We start from the raw sequence: 18,654 nt of genomic DNA, 5'->3' as shown, positions 1-18,654 counted from the left end.
CCCGTTTCCACGCTACAGCCACTCCACCCGCAGCATCCGCTCCATCCACGGCAGCTTCACCATCGAAATTCCCCATGGGAGTTGGCCCAGCAGGATGTCGTAGCCGCTGGCTTCCACTTGGAGCAGCCATTCCCCAGCGCCACTGCGAAGGGTCAGCTTCCCCGGGCGCAGTAAAAAGGTACCGCGCAGGGCGTTCGCCGAGCTGTTCCCCAGCGCCCCCCAGTGGTGGATCGCCGCCTCCAGGAGGGCTTCGCACTCCTTGCGCTCCGCTTCCGCCAACTCCTGCCTGGATCGAACCGTAGTATTGAGGTCGATGCCGCAGAGTACCTTGGCGAGCATCAGTTGGTACTCAGGGGCTACCTCGCTGCCGGTGGCCAGGAAGTGGAGCAGGGCGAGCGCCCGCTCAGGTAGCAGCAGTTCTTCGTCCCGAGCCACCTGCAAGGCACGGAAGAGCTGCGGCAGGAAGGGGTGCAGCAGCACGAGACCTGCGTTGTCGAGGTAGATCCCTGCTTCCGCTTCGGATTGCGGGCTGAGACGAAGAGCGGCATGGGTGCCTGTGAAGGCGAGTTCCTGGTTCGACACCTTATCTCTCTGTTTGCCGGACGCAGAGTCGGTCGGCTCCGCCACGCCGTCAGAGACCGGAGCTGATATTCCCGGCCACAGTACCTCCCATTGGGGGGCGGCGCTCTTTTGTGTGTCGGGGGGGAGGGAGAGCCAGACAGCGGCGGTCAGGTCGCGCTCAGCGACCTCCTTCCCCCTCGCCACGGCGGTAAAGGCCTCTTCCCACAGAATCGCCGCGATATTTCCGGCAGTGGTCGGGATCGCCAAGCGATCGAGCTTCACCAAGAAGGCATTCACCGCTTCCCACCCCTGCGGCGATACCAGCGCCAGCAAGGTAGAGAGGAAGTCCTGGGAGAACTGCAGCAACAACCTTCGCCGCACCAGGGGAGAGGCAAGTATCCGCGGCAGTGCCGTAGCCACTTTGTCGCTGCCGCTTTCCGATCTCTTCTTCGAGGCAAGCAATTCGAGGAGTACCTGTTCGAAGTTCATGCCGGAAGGGAGGCGGAACCACCAAGGGAGCATTCCCGTTTCCAGGAACTGCAAAAAGGCTTCTGCGGACCCCTGCTGCAAGGTGACGTTCACCGCGTCTCCTGCCTGGGCCGCCGCGGTTTCTTCCCTTAGCGATCTTTCCAGCGCCCGGGCGAGGGACTCAGGAAGGTCCAGCTCAAGGCGTTCCAGGAGCATTTCTCCCACGTCCAGTTCCAGCCGTTCCAGGTAAAGGAGCTGGCCCGGTATCGAGTGCTTGTCCAGCGCCTGCTCGATGGCCGGCATGAGGTGGTCGTAGCAGAGTCGTTGCAGCCTGCGCTGCAGGGGGGGCGCCTCTGCCTCGGCCCCGTCGAACTCCACCTCCAGGATCTGTTGCCGGACTATGTGGGTCATGTCTATCCTCCGCCTTCACTCCTGCCCTCTCCCATCCGTCCATCCCCTCTCCCTCTGGGAGAGGGTGCCCGAAGGGCGGGTGAGGGGGGTGCCACTAGCAGGATGGCGGCAATTAGCATCACCCTCACCCCCTCCCCTCTCCCAGTGGGCGAGGGGAGAAAGGCCACACCCTCTTATATAAGGCCACCCTCTCCCAGTTACCCCATCTCCTTCTGCACCGACCCGATGCACCCTTTGCTGGTGATCCCGGTTAGCACCACGGTGCCGGCCGGGTGCTGCAACTGGGCGTCCGCATTCTGCCCCTCATAGAACGGCTCGTTCGGGCTCTCCACCGGAAAATCCCACACCCACGCCGCCATCTCGTTTTCCGGCATGTTCCCCACCTTTCCGTGCAGGTGAAAGACGTTCCCGTCGCCGCGCTTCATGCTGAAGTCAAGCTGCGGGACCGGCCCCTCGCAGAGCTTTTGGTAGTCGCCGCCGGTGCACTGGTTGCGTTCGCTGCAGTCGAAGGCCGGCACCCGGGTCTCCTTCTTGAGCCTCTTGTTGGTGGACAAGGCTCCGTCGAAAGGCATCCCTGTCGGGGCCGGCTCATTGCTGTACGAGATCACCATGGAGTAGGCAGGGTCGGGCTTGGCGAAGGAGTACTGGAACGAGAGGTTGAAGCTGTCGCAGACGAAGTACTCGATCTGGAGTGCCCGGAAGGGATACCCTTCCGGCTGGTAGCTCAGCACCAGCCTGTTCGCCAGTGCCCCCGTCTGGTCGATGAGTGCCTGGTTGATGGCATCGTTGAGCGCCTTTACATAGCCGCCGATCGCGTTGTCGAAATTCTCGTTCAGGTGCGGCGCGTCTATCTGCGGCAGGTTCTCGGCACTGAGCTCGATCTTCCTGCCGTTGAAGCGCAGCTTCAAGGCGGGTGTCTGCCGGTAATCCTTGTACTGGGCGTCGCCTGCCGGCGGCTGGATCCAGAGGCGGTAGGCGCAGCGCCTGGATTGCCCGTTGCAGGGTAGGGTGCATGGCTCCTGGCAGTCGTGCCGCACTTCGCTGGTGGCGCTGCAGTTGTTCTGGTCGGTAACCGTGACGATGAAGCTGGTTCCGCTGGCAATGGGATCGGTGCTGAAGACGTTGCCGGTCACGGGCTTGTCGTTGGCAAGGAAAGGGGGAGTCCCTCCCTCGATGCTGAAGGATGAGCGGTAGGTCGCCGTCCCCTCGCAGGTGAAGTCGGTTTCCTTCAGCACCATGCGAGGCGCAACCTGTACCGTCTGCGGCGCGCTTTCAGCCGCCTCCTGGTCCCGTATGGAAAGGGTGTGGGAGCCGGCGGAGAGCGCCAGCACGCCGTTCAGCGGCTGGAAGTCCTGCTGGTCGACCTTCACGCTGTAAGGTGGAAGCCCCCCCTCCGGGGTCAGGGTGACCTCGGCCTGGTTGTTGGCGTTGGTGCAACCGACCTCGATGGTGAAACTCGGGGGAGGCTTCGGCAGCACGAACTGTATCGGCGCGCAGTCCGAGCAGCAGAGATAGGGGAGATAGAAATCCGCGATGACCGCTCCTTCCGCGATTTCCTTAACCGCAGCGTCGATGATGCCGCTTGCGTCGGTAGTAGGCGGCAGGGCGACGTCGAGGTCCGGCACGCGGCCGGTGAAGGCGCCCAGCACCAGGCGGATATCGGGGTCGAGCAGGAGGTCGCGTTTCGCGCCGATGCGGTTGAAGGCGTCCAGCACCGCTGTGGAGTCTATCTCGCTGCACGGCTCACCGGCCGCGGTGGTGGCGGTCAACGGGCGGGTGACCCGCGTCCTGCCAGCCAGGTTGCCCAGTTCGCCGCCGATCCTGATTGGACCAATCCGCGGCCCCGGCTCGTGGTGATAGACGATGATGAAGGTTCCCCCCAGCGGCACGCCACCCTTATGCTGGATGCCGGGGTGCCGGCGCAGGAAATCCCCCAGGAATTGCTTCTGCTTCACCTCCCGGACCCGCCGCTTGTATTCTTCCGCCAGCGTCTTGAAGGCGTCCAGGCGGCAGTAATAAAGGATCGCCTCCAGCCGGTCGTCCAGCTCCTCCCACTTCAAGAGGTTCACCGTTCCCTCTACGCTTCCCGCTGCGTCCTCGCGCTCGCGCTCGACCGCGTCGGTAACAGTCAACAGATCCTGGTAGCGCTTCTGGAATGCGGCGAAGTCCAACTGCCCCAGGTCCTGGGTGAACTGCTCGTAGAGCTTCGAGATGTAGAGGATGATGTAGAAAATGATCAGGTTCGATTGCCCCACGTTCTGGCTGTTCAGGAAGTTGATGATGATGTTCGGGTCTATGTCCGGCACCTTGCCGCCAGGCTGGTTGGCGAGGAAATCCTCGAAGAGCCGGCCGATCGTATGCGGCTGCACCATGAAGTCGGGGGCGCATTGCACCAGCAGCGGGAGCTGGGGCTTCGCCGGGGTGGTGTTCTTGGAGCGTACCTCGAAGGGGAGCGCGTAAAAGTACTGCACCTCTTCGCAGAAAAAGCAGATTGCCTCGGCTTTGAGGGTGTCGTACAGCGTCTCCAGGTCCTGGAAGCGGCACTCTTCCCCGGTCAGGTCCACCGGGATGTTCTCGTCGAAGGCGCCGGTCCTCAGCGCCACCACCTCGATGGGCAGGCGGTAGCGGGACTTGTAGGAGAGGAGCGTATTCATCACCCCCAGGTAGTTCTTCCCCAGGTGCCCTTCCACGCGCAGGAAGTTGTAAGGCTCCAGGTCGTAGCGAAGCGCCTGCAGCACGAAGGTGGGTGCCGCCGGCTGGTACGAATCGGAGCGGTAGCCGAGGTTCAGGTTGGCGCGGTTTCTGGCCGTCTTCTCCGGGTCCCAGAGCTGGTACAGGGATGGGGTTCCGTTGAAGAGGTAGTAGTAGGGGATCGCCTTTTTGCTAAGGGGGAGGTCGCCAAGGGCGCTCGGGGTGATGCGGATGGCGTTATCGGTCACCGGCAGGCGTGAGAACCCGGTGGACGGGGCCAAGGGGGGCGAGTCGGTGAAGCGCCGGGTCAGCTCCACCAGGCGCGCGAAGAGCTGCTCCAGAAGAGCGATTTCCTCTCCGCTTCCCCGCAGGATGGGCGAGCCCCAGAACGGTGTGCGGAAGATGGCGGCGTTACTCACCAGGTTAGGGTACAGGACCCCCAGCATCAGGTGGCGCGGGAAGAGCTGGTCCGGCGGGCAGCATAAGAATAGAAGCCGCGCACCCTCCCGGCACAGGTCCCCGTAGGCCCTTAGGATGTCGTCGAACAGCTCGTAGTAATACTGCAGGAAGCGCACCTGCACCGTGTTCGCGGGGATGTTGTCGAGCGAACCGTACCGCGCCGTGAAGTCGGCGAACGGGTTGGTGGGGTAGCTCACCGCCACCAGCGGCTTGAAGGCGTCGTACGCGGCGGAAAGCGCTGCCGCCGTCTCCTGTACCAGATGCTCCGTGTGGAACACGGCGTGAAACGCCGCCAGCACCTCCTTTGAGGTGGCCGGACCTGTGTTGGGGATGTCGACCCGCGGCAGGCGCAGGTCCGGGAGGTTAAGGCGCTCCAAAAGCGCCGCCTCCAGGTCGGCCAGGCTCAGGTCACCCTCCAGCGCGTTTGCCTTGGCGATGATCTCCTTCAGGTCGTCTATCCTCACCAAAAGGCGCCGCAGCGTCACCGTCATCTCGGCGCCCCTGTCGTCGCAGTTGTTCATGCTGCAGTTCCGAAGCCCCTCCTTTTTCAGCTCCAAAAAGAGCAGCACCGCCTTATCCGACAGGAATCCGTCGGGGCTTGCTAACGGCGTCGTGTCGGGCTCTCCTGCCGGGAAGAGTTCCCAAAGGTCGTAGGGGGCGTCGCCATTCATGAAGGGAGGGTAGGGAAGATCCGTGGGAAGCTCGTACTGACGGTAACTCGTGAGGACCGTGTCTTCCGGCTCCACGATCAGGTAGCCAAGCGAGGTGACCCCTACTCCCCTGGAGAGGGATATGGAGGCGCCGCCGTCGACATTCTGTGCGAAGGCTATCCCCAGGCCGCAGACGATGCCGATGCCGATAAGGTCGGCGCGGGTGAGGCGTTCCTGCTCGTCCAGATAGTTGAAGATCTGGTTCAGGTGCGAGTAGGAAAGTACCTGGTTGGCCTCGAAAACGGGGAAGCTATCTTGTGAAGGTTTCATCGCAGGGCACCTCTGTCAGTTTCCTAAAGCCGTTGTCCCCAGTCGCACCGGGTTTATGTCGCCGCCTTCGTCGCAGTCGTGCAGGGTTGCCGGAGGGTAGACGTTCCGCAGCCTCCCTAGGAGGTCCAGCACCACCCTGAGCCGGTAGGAGACCGTGCGGTAGGCGCCGTACCGGTCTTCGACGAGCTCCTTCAGCTTCTCCATAGTCCCCACCTTGAAGCCAAGACCTGCGCATTCCGGCGGGGGATCAAGCGGGAAGGGGGGCAAAGGGGCGTCGGGATCGAAGCTGTCCGAGGCCACAAGCCCCTGCATCCAGAGGTCGAACGCGGCGCCGTAGCTGCGCAGCATCCGTTCGGCGCAGCGGCAGATCTGGCCGGCCGGGGAGCCGAGGTCGGCGGAGCTGGAGACTAGGTTCTCGGTGAGAATTGCTTGTAGCCGCTCTTGCAGGCGCTCTTCGGTCCAGTCAAAAGCGGCGTCTGCTTCCAGCCACGAGCACCAGGCTGCCTGGAAGCGGTCGAACTGGAAGCCGTAAAGCGCGATCTCCAGGAAATGCACGATCATCAGCGCCGTCACCCCCGCCCACAGCTCGTCGTCCCAGGCGGCGGCGCAGGGTATGGCGGCGCGATCCACTTTCTGGCCGAACAACGCCTCCAGTTGCTGCTTCAGTGCGTCCGGGTGGATGTGCTGCAGCACCTTGTCCTGGTACCACTCCCGAAACACCCGTGAGAATTCGTGGTAGGCCCCCAGGGCGCAGGCGCAGGCCTCGTCCTCGGTGAGGCGGCCCCCTACTATGCTGTTCCCCTTCACCTCGATGAATCGCGTCAGCTCCAGTATGACCTGGTCGCATGGGTCCTCCTCGAAGCCGTCGTCGCCCACCCAGCAGATCTTTCCCACCAGGTGCGACGGCAGCTCCTGCCTTATGACCCGGTCGGCGTACTCCCTCATCACCAGGTCCGAGTGAAACGGTTCCATCCACCCCGGCATCACCAAGGTGAGCCTGAAGGAATAGGGGTCTTCTTCTCCGCAGAGCCGGCAGGCGCCGTCGCTGCAGGCGGGGTAGAGCGCGTCCCCGGGGAACTTCGGACGCAAAAGCAGGTGCTCGACCACGATGATCCGGTTGCTCAACTCCTTTTTCCCAAGAAGTAGCGCGATACGCCGCTTGATCGCGGGGTCGTTCCCCGGCGCGCAGGCAAGCTCCCTATTGAAAGCCTTGGCGCGGTCGCGGCTGATTACCGGGTAGGCGGAGATGAAGTCGATCTTGTCGCCGATCAGCTGCCCCAGCGCTACCTGCTCTCCCTGCAGCTTCTCCAGGAGCAGGGTGAATTCCCCGTACTCCTCGCCGAACCTCGCCAGCAGGTGATCCAGAAACCTATTGCGCCGTTTGAGGAATTCTGGCTCCTTTTCGAGCAACGCTTCAAGGGCCGGCTGGGTGATGGTGCAGAGCTCGCTGTACCCCTGGATTAACGCCTCGCTCAGTTGCGCGGCGAAGTAGGTCCGCTTCACCAGCGGGTCCAGCGAGAAGAGGTCGGCCGTGTGTGCGAGCTGCTCCAGGGCGTCGGCGAGGATCTGCTCGAACACTATGAGGTACGCCTTCAGCTGCTTCGCCTGCGCCCGTCGCTTCGCGTCGGCGTTGGTAGGCAACTGGTCGACCCCGATGCCGTAGGTGAGGGGGAAGCTGTATTGGACCGGGAAGTACGCCGCCGGGTCCCGGTAGTTCCCTGCGGGAATGGGAAGGTCGTTCGGGGCGTTCTTCACCCGCATGCGCTCGGCCTCCCCGCGCAACTGGGTCAGGGTCGCCAACGCCTCATCCATCCTGGGGAGAAAGGGGAGGCCGTTCTTGTAGAAGAGAAAGCGCGAGGCGTTGCGGTAAAGCCTGGGCAGGTGCTGGGGGCTCAGGTACAAAAGCCAGGAGGCGCTGCTCTTCCCGGGGTCGAAGATCGGTTTCCCGTCGCTTGTCCACGCGGGGTCGTAGGCCCCCTTGACCGCCTTTCCCTCGGAGTCGTACTTGGTGAGTTGAAGGTGGTTCACCGCGAGGACGCCGTCGATCTCCATCAGCCGGTTGAGGAGGTCGGAGACGCAGAGGACGGTTCTCAGCGTCGCCTGTTCCAGGTCGGTCGTCCTGATGAAGCCGCTCTCCAGCGCCGGCCCGTTGAAGATCTCCTCCACCGGAAAACCCTGTTCCAGCATCTCCCGCAGCGTATAGAAGGGGACCGCCGGGTTCAGGTACTGCTCGATCTCGAACCAGATGCGCGCCTGCACCAGCTCGATGTCGGCGTCGGGGGATACCTCCACGTCGGCGCAGGCGGCCACCTCCTCGATCCCGATCAGCCTCACCCGGCAGAACTCCTCGTCGAGGTTCCGGTGCGAGAAAAGTGATTCCTTCGCCCGCGCCACCCCCGCCGCCTTTTGCAGCTCCTTTTTCCGGTAGCGCTGCGTGAGCCCGTTGCTCGCCGTATCCTCCAAGATGGCCTTCAGCGCCGCCACCGTCGCAGCACCCCTCGCCGCCGCGTCCCCCAAAAGCCTCAGCGTCGCGTTCAGCACGATCTTCTTGCCGGTTGGGACCAACCCGATTTCCAGGGCGAGGTAGAAGAGGTCGCGCCAGTGCCGGCGCAGGTATTCGTTGCGCCCCGCGTCGTCCAGGTTCGGGTCGGTCAAAAGGTCGTAATTCCGTGCCGCTCCGAAGCCAATCAGCTTGAGGTTGAAGGATTGTCCGTTGCGCCCAACAAAAGCATCGTCGCTTCCCAGGAACAACCCCCATCCGTTCCGGTCGTAGAGGGCCATTTCGCAAAAGCGGAGTTCCACCGTGAGCGGATGCTTGCCGTTTGCGTCCTCCAGCGTGACGGCGGCTTCGACCTTGCGGTCGTTCAGGTCTCCAAGGGCCGCATCCGCCTCCAGTTCGAGGAGCGCCTCGTAAAGCCCCAGCGGCCACACCTCCTTTGGCCTGAGCCTGCGATTTTCCGGCGGCTGGTAGGAGAGGGCGAGCTTGTCTCCCTCGCACCAGGCGTAGTAGCTGGTATCGCACGCGCACTCCTTGCAGGTGATCCAGGCGTTGCGAACCGCCTCCAGGTCGATCAAAAGCCGCCGGTAATCGTCAGGCGTCCACGGGCTGACCGTGAGGATCTCCCGGGCGGTGAAGAAGGGCTGGTTGGGAAAAGGGTGCGCCGGGTCGGGGGAGGGGGAGTAAGGCGCCAGGAGGTCCCGGATCTCCCAGCCGGTGCGGTAGCCGAGGTCGGTGACGGCGTAACAGAGCGCCTCAAGAATGGCGATCCCGGAATCGGTCTCGTTGTACTCGGTCCAGAGGCGGCTTCCCATCTGCACTAGGAAGCCGATCCCCTCGCGGCGCAGGCGGTAGAAATCCTCCTCGGGAGGAAGCTGCGGCAGCTTCGCTATGACAGGGGAAGGTTGGCTCATGCGAGGCACCGGCAGAGTTCACCGGGAGTCTCCTCCTCGGCGGGGTTGATGGCAGCGACCAGATGTTTGCGGGCGGAGACCAGGATGGAAACGGTAGTGGAACCGGCGGCCTCGTCGACTTCGTCGGTGCGGGCGTTGCCGTCGGCGTCGATGTAGCTGTGCAGGAGCCTGAAGTCCATCACGCAATCCACGTAAGGGAGTTCCTCCACGAAGTCGATGAGGACCGACTTCCTCACCTTGCCGCCGAAGGATGGGTTCCCCCCTCCGGGGAAGGCCCAGGGGGAAAGGAAACGGGTGATCGCCTCCTTGACCTTCTGCTCGTAAAAGCTCTGGTCCAGCCCCGGCTGCAGGGTCACCTTGCAGTCCACCTGCACCTCCTCGAAGAGCGGGTTCCTCACGTGCAGCCGCACGAAGCAGGAAAGCCGCTGCGCGAGGTATGCGGAGATCTTGTCCAGGAGCCCCAGGCTCGTGTAGGGGCGCAGCGGATCCCTTAGGGCGGCGAGGCGTAGATCAGGGATGGTGACCACGGTGACGTGCCCCGGAGCGAGCTCGCGGTAGATGCCGCTCCCGGTCGCGTCAGGCTCGTACTGGGTGTGGTTCAGGCACTTGACCCGGTAAATCTGGGGGAAGCCTTCCAGCACCAGCCGCTCGTAGTCCCACTGAGCGATAGCGCGGTCCTTGTGGCGCAGCCGCTCCGAAACCCTGGTGTAGAAGTCGGCCGGCGCCTCTTTGCCCCGCCCACCGAAGCTGGCGAAGGGTTGGCTTACCTTCTTTACGTCGGCGTCTGGCTGGGCGAGCTTGGCGATGATCCCGGCGTGGAGCGTGCCCCCAACGAAAGCGGGGTCGTTTCCCTGGTCCTCGAAGGTCGCCTGCAGCGCCTGCGCGGCGACGAGGATCAGGCGGCAGACCGAATCGCTGTTGCTTTTCACCGCGGCGCGCACCCAGTACTGGTCTGCCGGAAGCAGGGTGTTGTCGCTGGATGCGCCGCGGGGGATGGAGAGGGTGACGATACCCGAGTCGATCAGCTCAGCGGTTCGGTCCTCCACCTCGCCGTGGCCGAATGGGACCCACTCGTTTTGCTGCAGGTAGCTCCAGTCGATATGCGGCTTGGGCTTGATGGAGAGCGGGTCGGCGCTCCCGTCGACCACCTGGAACAGCAGAGCCAGGTTCTGCGGTGGAACGAGCCCGGCGACCCCTACGTAGAACTCAGCCTCGTGCGGCACCGGCACCCCCTTGGGAAGCTTCGGGTCGTCGCGGTTCAAGTGCTTGAACTGCGGCAGCAGTGTCATGGAGGGGATAGCCGCAGGCACCGTCGATTTCAGATAAGGGTGCTGCTCCGCGTAACCGAAGGGGTCCAGATGGAAGAATAGAGCCTGCCTCGCCTCGAACTTTCCCCGGTCCGCCTGATCCAGCGCTATGGTCTGCTGCGCGCCGTAGTCGAGGGTCAGACCGGTGACGTAAGGGCCAGTCGGAGCGACCGGCTTCTCGCCGTCGTTATTAGGGTCGCTGTCGGTGACGCGCTTGATGTAGTCGATGAGCGCCTGCTCGTAGTCGCTCTGGCCGAAGTCGGCGGCAAGCCTCAGGCGGACGAAGCCGTTTCGCGAGGAGGTCTGGAACTGCTCGTTTTCCGGCGGGGCGGGGGCGTCGGAATAGGGGGGCGCGTCCGCGGACTGCGGTTCGCCGAGAAGATCGAAGGTGGTGCTGGTGACGTCAGCCTGGAGGCTCGTCTTATACTGGCGCCAGACCCCGCCCTGCAGGTATTCGGTCACAACGCTCACGCTCGCGCCGTTGAAGGGGGCAGGGGTGCTTTGCCACTGCACGTTGACCTGCGCGTAGGTGAGAGACTTCTGGAACATCTCGCCCGAGCCGATGACGAATGAGCCGTTGGCTACCGGGGAGGGGCCGAAGGGCTGAAAGGGCTTGGAGGCCCCCACAGGACCGAAGTCATTGGACAAGGCCGCTGTCTTCAGCCCCGTCACCTCTACGGTGAGCCCCGCCTGGGTGAGCGTGACCGGTTCCAGCTCCGGGTAGGCGAATGGAGCGTCGTCTCGGTGCTTGAGCTTTACCAGCAGCACCGGGAGTTCGGTGGCGAAGCTGTAGCCGTGGAGCTTTGCGGAATAGGCGACAACGGCGGGGTCCGCCCCGGAGAGGTCAATCCTCAACACCAGCCCTCCGGTCTCCTGGGCAAAGGAGACAGGTGCTTTTTCCAGCCAACCCTTTTCCGAGCTGAACAGGCAGACCACGTCGTCCTTGAAGTCCCTCGCGGCTGTCGGCTGGCTCTGAAAGCTGAGCGTCACGCTCCTCTCCCCCTGGGCAAGGTAGAGGTAGTGCGAGGCGACGCCGAACCCGATCTCGGCTTTGGGCATGTCTATCTTCGCCAGCGTCCCGTCCTGGTACTTCTTGTTGTGGAAGGGGTGCCACGATTTGTCGTTTGAGGTCAGTTCCCCGCCGATGCCGTCTTCCGAGTTTGCCACCGGCGAGGCGAAGATCCGACCCTGCTGCAGGGAACTGGGGGCGGTGACGCCGACCTTCTCGGAGCCGTGCCGGTACACCGTCATAAGTGCGGCCACCTGCGCCTGGTTCGCAACGAAGTCCCGGTCGTTGGCGAAAAAGGCGTCGTGCCCGAGCGCGTCCTTTCCCGCCTTGAAGAGTTCGCCGGCCAGCACCAGGTGCTCGGGGGGCTGCTTGGCGAGTTCGATAAGGAGATGCGCGTGGCCGGGCCTCGCCTCCTTTTCCTTCAGCTGCAGGATGATGCGGTAATAGAAGTCGAGGTGCCTGCCGGTCAAGGTGTTGGCGCCGTCGCGGGCGTAGGCGAAGAGCCTGAGAAAGGTCAGGAAGAGCGCGTAATGAGGCTGGTGGTCGTCGCGCTGCGTGAGCGAGGCTTCGAGTCCCTTGGCAGCTTCCGCCGCCGTCCGGGCGTAGGCCTTGAGGAACTGGTCCAGGGCCGAGGTGAAGAGGTTGTGGGTAGCGATGTGGTTGATGCGCTGGTACGCCTCGATCCCCGAGCCGTACACCGACGCGTCGGGGAGTACTCCATTCGTGTAAGCGGCCCAGTCTGCCGAGCCATCGGTAATCCATTCCCCTGTCAGTCCACCCTGGTACACCTCGGCGAAGGTGACCGCGCTCTTCCCCAAAACCACCAGGTCGGGGGCAGCTTCCGCAATGAGGCTGTCGGGCTGGGGGAGGGCGAGGTCGGCCTTGTAGTAGCTGATGAGCCGGTTGAGGGCGAGAGCGAGCTGGCTCTGGAGCAGGGCCTGCAGCATGGACTTGAGCGGCAGGTCGGCCGGCAGCGCTGCTTGGAAGATGTCGAACTGTCGCGCGAGCGTCGCCGCGGCGCTGAACAGGTACCCCAGGTACTCTTTGGCCTTCGCCTCGTCCGACTGGAAGTTGAGATCCTTCAGGAAGTCGAGGTATTCCTTGATGCGGATTCTGTAGGCGTCGACATCCTGTACCGCCGCCAGCGCCAGTTGCACCGAAACGTCGCCGCTGAAGAAAGGTTGCCAGTCCCCGTCCTGCACATTGTCGGCGTTGAAGTAGTTGAGAAAGGCCGAGTACGCCTGCGCGAACACCATGTGGTGCGCCGCGGCCCGCTCGTCCACCGGCGCGTAGCCCGGGTCCAGCGCGGGGAAGAGCCGCTCTTCCCGGCTGGTGCCCTCCCGTACCAGTTGCAGCGGATCGCGGTTTTGTTTGCAGTCACTTCGGCTCATGGGAAACCCACCTAGTCGTTGTCCGGCAGCAGGGTGACCGTGGCCGCGAGGTCGAGGTCGGTACCCTCCAGCTTGAAGAAGGGGTAGACGAAGTTGAAGCGGGAGTTGGTGGTCCTGACCCGGTAGATGACCTCGATCAGCACCACCCCTTCCAGTTCCCTCGTGTCGTCGAGACGTACGCTTTCCAGGTCGATGCGCGGCTCGTGGTAGAGGATCGCCGATTCGATCTTGTCCGTCATCAGCGCTTTGGTGCCGGTGTCGAGGCTCTCGAAGACCAGTTCGTCCAGGTTGCAGCCGAACAGCGGCAGCATGACCCGCTCCCCCTGCGCCGTGCTGAGCAACACTTGCAGGCTCGCCAAGATGTCCGCCTCCTGTTCCAGCATCTCCACGCCGGGGAGCCCCTTGTCGAAGGTCGGGGGAAACGACCAGCCGCGGCCGAGGAAATCGAGGTTCATCCGTTACCCTCCGATAAGCACAGTCAGGGCGCAGGGGGGGAGAATTACCCCGCCCCCCGCGGTCGAATCGGCCATTCTGGCGGCGGGGAGTCCCCCGATGAACACCGTGGCCGAGCCCTTGATGACGACGTCCGCGCCGCAGGTATCCCCCATGCGCGCCGCGGGGAGTCCGGCGATGAGCACGTTCACCGCCCCGGGAGGGATGATCGGCGTAGGCACCCCCTGCGTCGCCGCGCTCACTATCAGGTCTGTAACCCTCGCTGCTGGCAGCATGTTGAGTACCTCTCCATGTTTTTCGCTTCGCGCAGGGAAATGCGTCACTTAGTTGATCTGCACGATCCCCCCCTGGATCACCGTCTTGGCGCTTCCCTTGACCGTGGTGCTCGCGCCGGATACCTCGGCGCTGGCAGTACCCTCGGCCTTGAACGAGGTCTGCGCCTTCAGACTCAGGCTGGCCGAGGCCTCGATGCTCACGTTCTTCGCCGCTTTCAGAGTCAGGTCCTTGCTGCTCTCTATCCGCACGCCGGTGTTGTCCATGATGATCTTGTTGCCGTTTTGATCTTTGATGACGATCCCCTTGTCCGCTTCCGAGAGTGCCAGCCTGTTGCCCCCCGGCGTCTCCAGGAGCACCACCTTGTTCTGGTCGTCGAAGGTGAACTTGAGCTTCGACCGGCTGACGTACCCTTTGCGGTGGTTCCTGTCCTTGGCCGGTTCCGGGGCGGGCTTCGCGCTGCTGTTGCACATCCCCAGCACCACCGGGTGGCAGGGGTCGTCTCCGAGGAATCCGACCACCACCTCGTCGCCTATCTCGGGGCGGAAAAAGGTCCCTCTCTTGTTGCCGGCGTCGAGCGTCGCCAGCCGCGCCCAGAGCCCTTCCTCGGCTTTGTTCACCAGCGGCAGGCGGACTTTGATTCGGTCCTCCCCCTGCGGGTCGTTTTCCAGGACCGTTACCACCCCCATATGCAGCCCGCTCACCGCGGGAAGTAGGCCCGATGCCGGGAGCGGGCGGAGATCGAAGGTCTCGGCGAAGCTCTCGGTGCTCAACCCGAACTGAACGTCGGTCTCCCAGTTCCCCTTGTCCACCGCGTGGCGCACGCCTGCCACGTAGAACCTCCCCTGGAACCTCTCGCCGATGCCGTTCACTTCCATGACCTTCCCCGGCGCCACCTTGGCGAACCCCTGGAACTTGGCCCTGCCGCGCACCTTGGCCAGGCGCTCCCTGAGGAGCCGGCCGTCGGCCCACGCCTGCAGCTCGGGGGTGGTGAGTTTCCCGCCGTGCCTCATCTCGTATGGGTCGCTTCCCAGAACCTTTGCCAGTGCGTCCGGGGCCAGGTTTCCCGCCACGGTCTTCGCCGGCTCCTTCGCCTCGGCTTCCAGCACGTCTTGGTCCGTCCCGCTCCAACTGCGGGCCACGACGCCAGTGCTTTGCCTGCGGGCGTCTATCTCCGCGTCCAGTTCCAGAAGGGTGCTGCCGTATCCCACCGAGAGGACCGGTTCGTCGCTTGCGGCCGGCTGGCTCACACTCACCTTGCCGTCGCTCACGATCACCACCTGGCCGTTCGCCTCAGCCCGGCAGAGGAGGAAATCCCAATCGGTCGCGTTGTACTGCGTTACTTCCTTAAGGTCCGGCTTGGTCGCCTGCACGTCCTTGTCGAGCCCGTAGGAAGCGATGACCTGCTCCATGATGTCGCTGTCCTTCATGTCGGTGTAGTAGCGGCTCTTGGCGCCGCAGGTCATCTTCACCGCCTCGTCGCGGCACTCGACAGTCAGGATGCTGCCGCTCTTGCGGATGCTGATCCCCTGCTTTATCACCACCCCTTTGAACACCGTTTCGTTGTTCGACCGGTATCCGAGCCTTATCTCCACCTTGTTCCCGGGGAGGAAGTGGTCGCTGTTGCTGATCTGGAAGGTCGCCTTCGATGCCTCCCCGTCGCGCAGCACCAGGGTGGCCGTGGGGATGCGGTTGATCTCCTTTCTCACCGCGACGGAGAGGACATGGTACTCGCCCGGAATGGACGTACCCTCCACAAGGAGGTCGACCGTGCAGACGTCCGGCGTCGCTGGCGTGGGAATGGTCGACTCGGTGCTCACTGCGGCGTCCCCTTTTTGTCGAGGGGGGGAAAGAGCAGGTTCGTGCCCGGGACGAGCGCCCGGAAGTTGTTCAGCATGTTTACCCGTGCCACCTCCAGGTAATGCCTCGGGTCCCCGTAGATCCGGAAGCACATAAGCGGCAGCGTATCGCCCGCCTTCACCTTCCGCTGGTGCGTGAGGTCGGGAGACGACTTGTTCTCCTTGCGCGCCCGCTTCTTGTCCTCGATGCTCTTCTTGAATTTGACCTTGGCGACGGTGCGGATCGGCTGGCCGTCGGGGTTGAACAGCTTGTGGGTCAGGGTGAGCTCGATGGCCCGCCCGGTGAAGACCAGGCTCCCCCACACCAACTTCAGGTGGTACGGCTCGTGGGAACTCCCCTGGTACCCGGTCAGCATCTTGCGCAGCGTGTCCACGTCTTTGGCGACGCCGTCGGGCTTCTGTGTTCCGTCGATGATGCCGGTGTTGTCGAAGAGGAACTCGAAGGTGAGTTCCTCCGGCAGGGTGAACTCGAACTTTGCCTGTGCACCGCTGGTACCCTGGCCCTGGCCGTCCGAGGTTTTTACCTTGTACTCAAGCGAGTAGCTCTCCGGGTTGATGAACGCCTCGAAGGTCTCCTTTGCCTCGGTCTTGCTCCCGCGTTCCGCGTCTTCCGAGCTTTCGAAGGCGAGGATCAGCAGTTTCTCCAGTTTGCCGTTGGCCATCAGCGCTCCGCCTTATTCTGGAGTATCTGCAGTACCTGTTCTACGCACTCGGCCACCAATGCGTCCCTAGACTCACCCTCGCTCGCGCGCCCGCCCCCCGGGTGGGGGGCGCTGTTGACGGCTACCTTAATATGAAGTTCCTTGATCTCGATGGGCATGGTCCGCTCCTTGGTTGCCTGTGGCATCTCCCTCACAGGCCTTCGAGCAATGCTACGGCCTGCAGGCCCGGCCTTCGGCCACCCTCTCCCAGAGGGCGAGGGTAATCTGTGCCCCGCTGCCCGTCCATCCTCCCTCTCCCTCTGGGAGAGGGTCGGGGTGAGGGAAGGGGGGGGAGGTGGCAAGTAAGCCGCTATCTATCCTGCACGGTGAAATACCGGTACGACAACTCCAGCGTCTCTATCACCAGGGAGTTCTCGCTCGCGTTCAGGTCGCTCACCTGCCATTTCCTGGGGACGGCGTGGGCCACCTTCCAGGTGCGCAGCGGCTCCCCTTTCTCGTTCAAAAGCACTATGTTCAAGTCGGTCGGCTTGAAGTCCCGGTCCCGAAAAGCCCTGAAAAACCAGTCGAAAACCTCGGACTTCGTTAGCATCCCCCGTTTCAGCACCAGGTCGGCGTACTTCGTGCGCACCGGTAGCTTGTGGGTGAAGCGGTTCTCGCCCCCTTCCTTGTACTCCTCCATGTCGTACTCGACCGACAGCCCGGACACCGTCTGGAAACGGACGTCGTCCTTGTTCTTGCTGAAGCCGAATTCGACCCGGTAGTAGAACCCCCAGGGGGGGTAGTAGTCGACCATTCCGGCACCCTAGACCTTCATCAGTTTCAGCCCTTCGTGTGCTATCTCCAGGCTCTCGATGGCGGCTTCATTGGCGTCCGACTTGAGGTCGGGGGCGGTCACCTTGACCGGGAAGCAGCGCGTGGCGGACCAGGCGGCCACCGGCTCGTGTTTCTCGTTCAAAAGCCTGATGATCACGTCGCGCCTTTTGTCCACCCGCTCGTTGGCGACGTCGTCGAGCCAGGTGTTGTAATCGAAGTCGCGCTCGAACTTGCCCCGCTTCAGGGTGATGTTGTTGTTCTTCGCCAGGCCCGGCATGGCTATCTTGTTGAAGTCCTTGCTGTCGCTGTGCCGGTACTCTATCTTTTCCCTTTCCATGACCAGCCCGGTCACCTCGGTGAAGCTGATCTTCGCCCCGCCCCAGTCGACCTGGAAATGAAATCGCGGTAAGGGGTAATCTTGCGTCGCCATGTCGATCTCCTTTTATTGCCAAATTTTAGGATTCCGCCATCTTGTGCGAGAACCTGAGGATTATGAACTCCGCTGGTCGTACCGCCGCCATGGCGATCTCGACGATCATGCGCCCTTCCAGGATGTCTATGGCGGTCATGGTTTTTCCCAGCCCCACGGCGACGTTAAAGGCGTGCTCAGGTTTCACCCCCTGCAGCGCCCCCTGCCTCCAGATCACAGTCAGGAAGTTCTCGATCATCCCCTGCACCCGGACCCAGGTATTGGCGTCGTTCGGCTCGAAGACGAACGGCTCGGTTGCCCGTTTGCACGACTCCTCCACGAAGTTGAAGAGCCTGCGCACGTTGATGTAGCGCCACTCGTTGTCGTTGCCGGCTAGCGTGCGCGCCCCCCAGACCAGGGTCCCTTTCCCGGTGAAGGCGCGGATGGCATTCACCGACTTCCCTGCGACCGGGTCGACGTTCATCTGGTCCTGCTCCACGTTCGAGAACTGGATGCTCGGCTTTATCACGGTGTTGACGCTCAGGTTTGCCGGGGCTTTCCATACCCCGCGGCTGTTGTCGACTGCGGCATAGATGCCGGCCATCGCGGCGGCTGGAGGCATCTTGCAGGTCATGTTAGTGATGGCAGCCTTGGCCTGCTCATAGACGCTGTTGTTGGTGGTCTTAAGTGTGTCCAGCTTTACCGGAGCCGCCCCGGTGCCGTTGATGGTGATGGTGACGTCGACCTTGGTTTCGTCGTACTGGAACGCCAGGATGGTGTCCATGTTCGGCGCATAAGCCGCGCCGTACTTCAGATTGTTCATCCCGATGCCGTTGTTGCGGAAGTTGTTGATGGCGTCCAAGAGCTTCGCTTGCGGATCCGATAGGGAGATGGTGTCGCCATGGACATCCATGATCACGAACCGGTCGTTCAAATCGGCGCACTGAGTGAGGGCGTCGTTGTGCAGGGACTGGAACTGACTAGCGGTGAGGCCGCCTTGCGCCTCGGGGAAGAGTATGAGGGTAGGCTCGTCTTTCTTTACCAAGGTATCTAGGCCGTCATGAAGCTCAGTTACGTCCAAAGCACCCCCAAACGTCGGCTTGAAGGGGCCAACCGAGACGATGTAGCAGGGGCCGCCGCCGTTGGCGAAAAAGAGCTGCAGCGCGTAATACATGATGTGCTTCGAGCGGGCCGCTTCGGTGACCGCGGCCGTTGCCTTCAGATCCACCGTCACGCTGTTTACCTGTGTTTCCTGGACATCGACGGTTATGTTCTCTTCCTTTTGCGCCCCCCCGAACATCTTCTCGTACTCGACCAGTGAAGAGATGCGCGTAGGAATCTTGGTGAGGTCGCCGGGGACCACGTTGTCCGCCTTCTCCGTGTAGCCGATGAAGGCAGGAATTGCGGTTTCGACCGGGGCTACGGAAGGGGGAAACTTTGGAATTTCTTCGATGTACACACCCGGTGTCTTGTAGATGGTTGCCATTATGTTTCCCT

At 62.9% G+C, this 18,654-nt stretch carries 12 protein-coding genes; all 12 read right to left on the bottom strand.

Annotated features, from left to right (window positions below):
- Window positions 1-12 precede the first annotated feature (12 nt).
- Window positions 13-1,440: a contractile injection system tape measure protein gene (locus tag GBEM_RS12760; RefSeq protein ID WP_012530985.1), complete on the bottom strand. Its 1,428-nt coding sequence runs from the start codon at window positions 1,438-1,440 to the stop codon at window positions 13-15.
- 197 nt (window positions 1,441-1,637) lie between these two features.
- Window positions 1,638-5,570, bottom strand: a complete 3,933-nt coding sequence (locus GBEM_RS12755; protein ID WP_012530984.1) for a hypothetical protein — start codon at window positions 5,568-5,570, stop codon at window positions 1,638-1,640.
- A gap of 15 nt (window positions 5,571-5,585) precedes the next feature.
- Complete coding sequence (locus GBEM_RS12750) at window positions 5,586-8,981, bottom strand: hypothetical protein (RefSeq protein WP_012530983.1); 3,396 nt, start codon at window positions 8,979-8,981, stop codon at window positions 5,586-5,588.
- Window positions 8,978-12,688 (bottom strand): baseplate J/gp47 family protein, encoded by a 3,711-nt coding sequence (locus tag GBEM_RS12745; protein ID WP_012530982.1) that lies wholly within the window; start codon window positions 12,686-12,688, stop codon window positions 8,978-8,980. Before GBEM_RS12745 ends, GBEM_RS12750 begins: the two co-directional genes overlap by 4 nt.
- 11 nt (window positions 12,689-12,699) lie before the next feature.
- Complete coding sequence (locus tag GBEM_RS12740; RefSeq protein ID WP_012530981.1) at window positions 12,700-13,143, bottom strand: GPW/gp25 family protein; 444 nt, start codon at window positions 13,141-13,143, stop codon at window positions 12,700-12,702.
- A 3-nt stretch (window positions 13,144-13,146) separates the two neighbouring features.
- Window positions 13,147-13,416: a PAAR domain-containing protein gene (locus GBEM_RS12735; protein ID WP_012530980.1), complete on the bottom strand. Its 270-nt coding sequence runs from the start codon at window positions 13,414-13,416 to the stop codon at window positions 13,147-13,149.
- Window positions 13,417-13,464: 48 nt separating this feature from the next.
- Window positions 13,465-15,234: a type VI secretion system tip protein VgrG gene (gene vgrG, locus GBEM_RS12730; protein WP_012530979.1), complete on the bottom strand. Its 1,770-nt coding sequence runs from the start codon at window positions 15,232-15,234 to the stop codon at window positions 13,465-13,467.
- Window positions 15,231-15,935, bottom strand: a complete 705-nt coding sequence (locus GBEM_RS12725) for a CIS tube protein (protein ID WP_012530978.1) — start codon at window positions 15,933-15,935, stop codon at window positions 15,231-15,233. Before GBEM_RS12725 ends, vgrG begins: the two co-directional genes overlap by 4 nt.
- Entirely contained in the window at window positions 15,935-16,120 is a 186-nt protein-coding gene (locus GBEM_RS21260) for a DUF5908 family protein (protein WP_148212913.1), read from the bottom strand. The genes GBEM_RS12725 and GBEM_RS21260 overlap by 1 nt, the downstream gene beginning before the upstream one ends.
- Before the next feature lie 164 nt (window positions 16,121-16,284).
- Window positions 16,285-16,728 carry a phage tail protein gene (locus GBEM_RS12720; RefSeq protein ID WP_012530976.1) on the bottom strand — a complete coding sequence of 148 codons (444 nt, stop codon included), beginning with the start codon at window positions 16,726-16,728 and terminating at the stop codon, window positions 16,285-16,287.
- 9 nt (window positions 16,729-16,737) lie between these two features.
- Complete coding sequence (locus GBEM_RS12715) at window positions 16,738-17,178, bottom strand: phage tail protein (RefSeq protein ID WP_012530975.1); 441 nt, start codon at window positions 17,176-17,178, stop codon at window positions 16,738-16,740.
- Window positions 17,179-17,203: 25 nt separating this feature from the next.
- Entirely contained in the window at window positions 17,204-18,643 is a 1,440-nt protein-coding gene (locus tag GBEM_RS12710; RefSeq protein ID WP_012530974.1) for a phage tail sheath family protein, read from the bottom strand.
- Between the last annotated feature and the right edge of the window lie 11 nt (window positions 18,644-18,654).

The sequence above is a fragment of the Citrifermentans bemidjiense Bem genome (assembly GCF_000020725.1).
GTDB lineage: Bacteria > Desulfobacterota > Desulfuromonadia > Geobacterales > Geobacteraceae > Geomonas > Geomonas bemidjiensis.
Note: the sequence above shows the minus strand (reverse complement) of the source record. Positions and strands in the feature narration are given on the sequence as shown.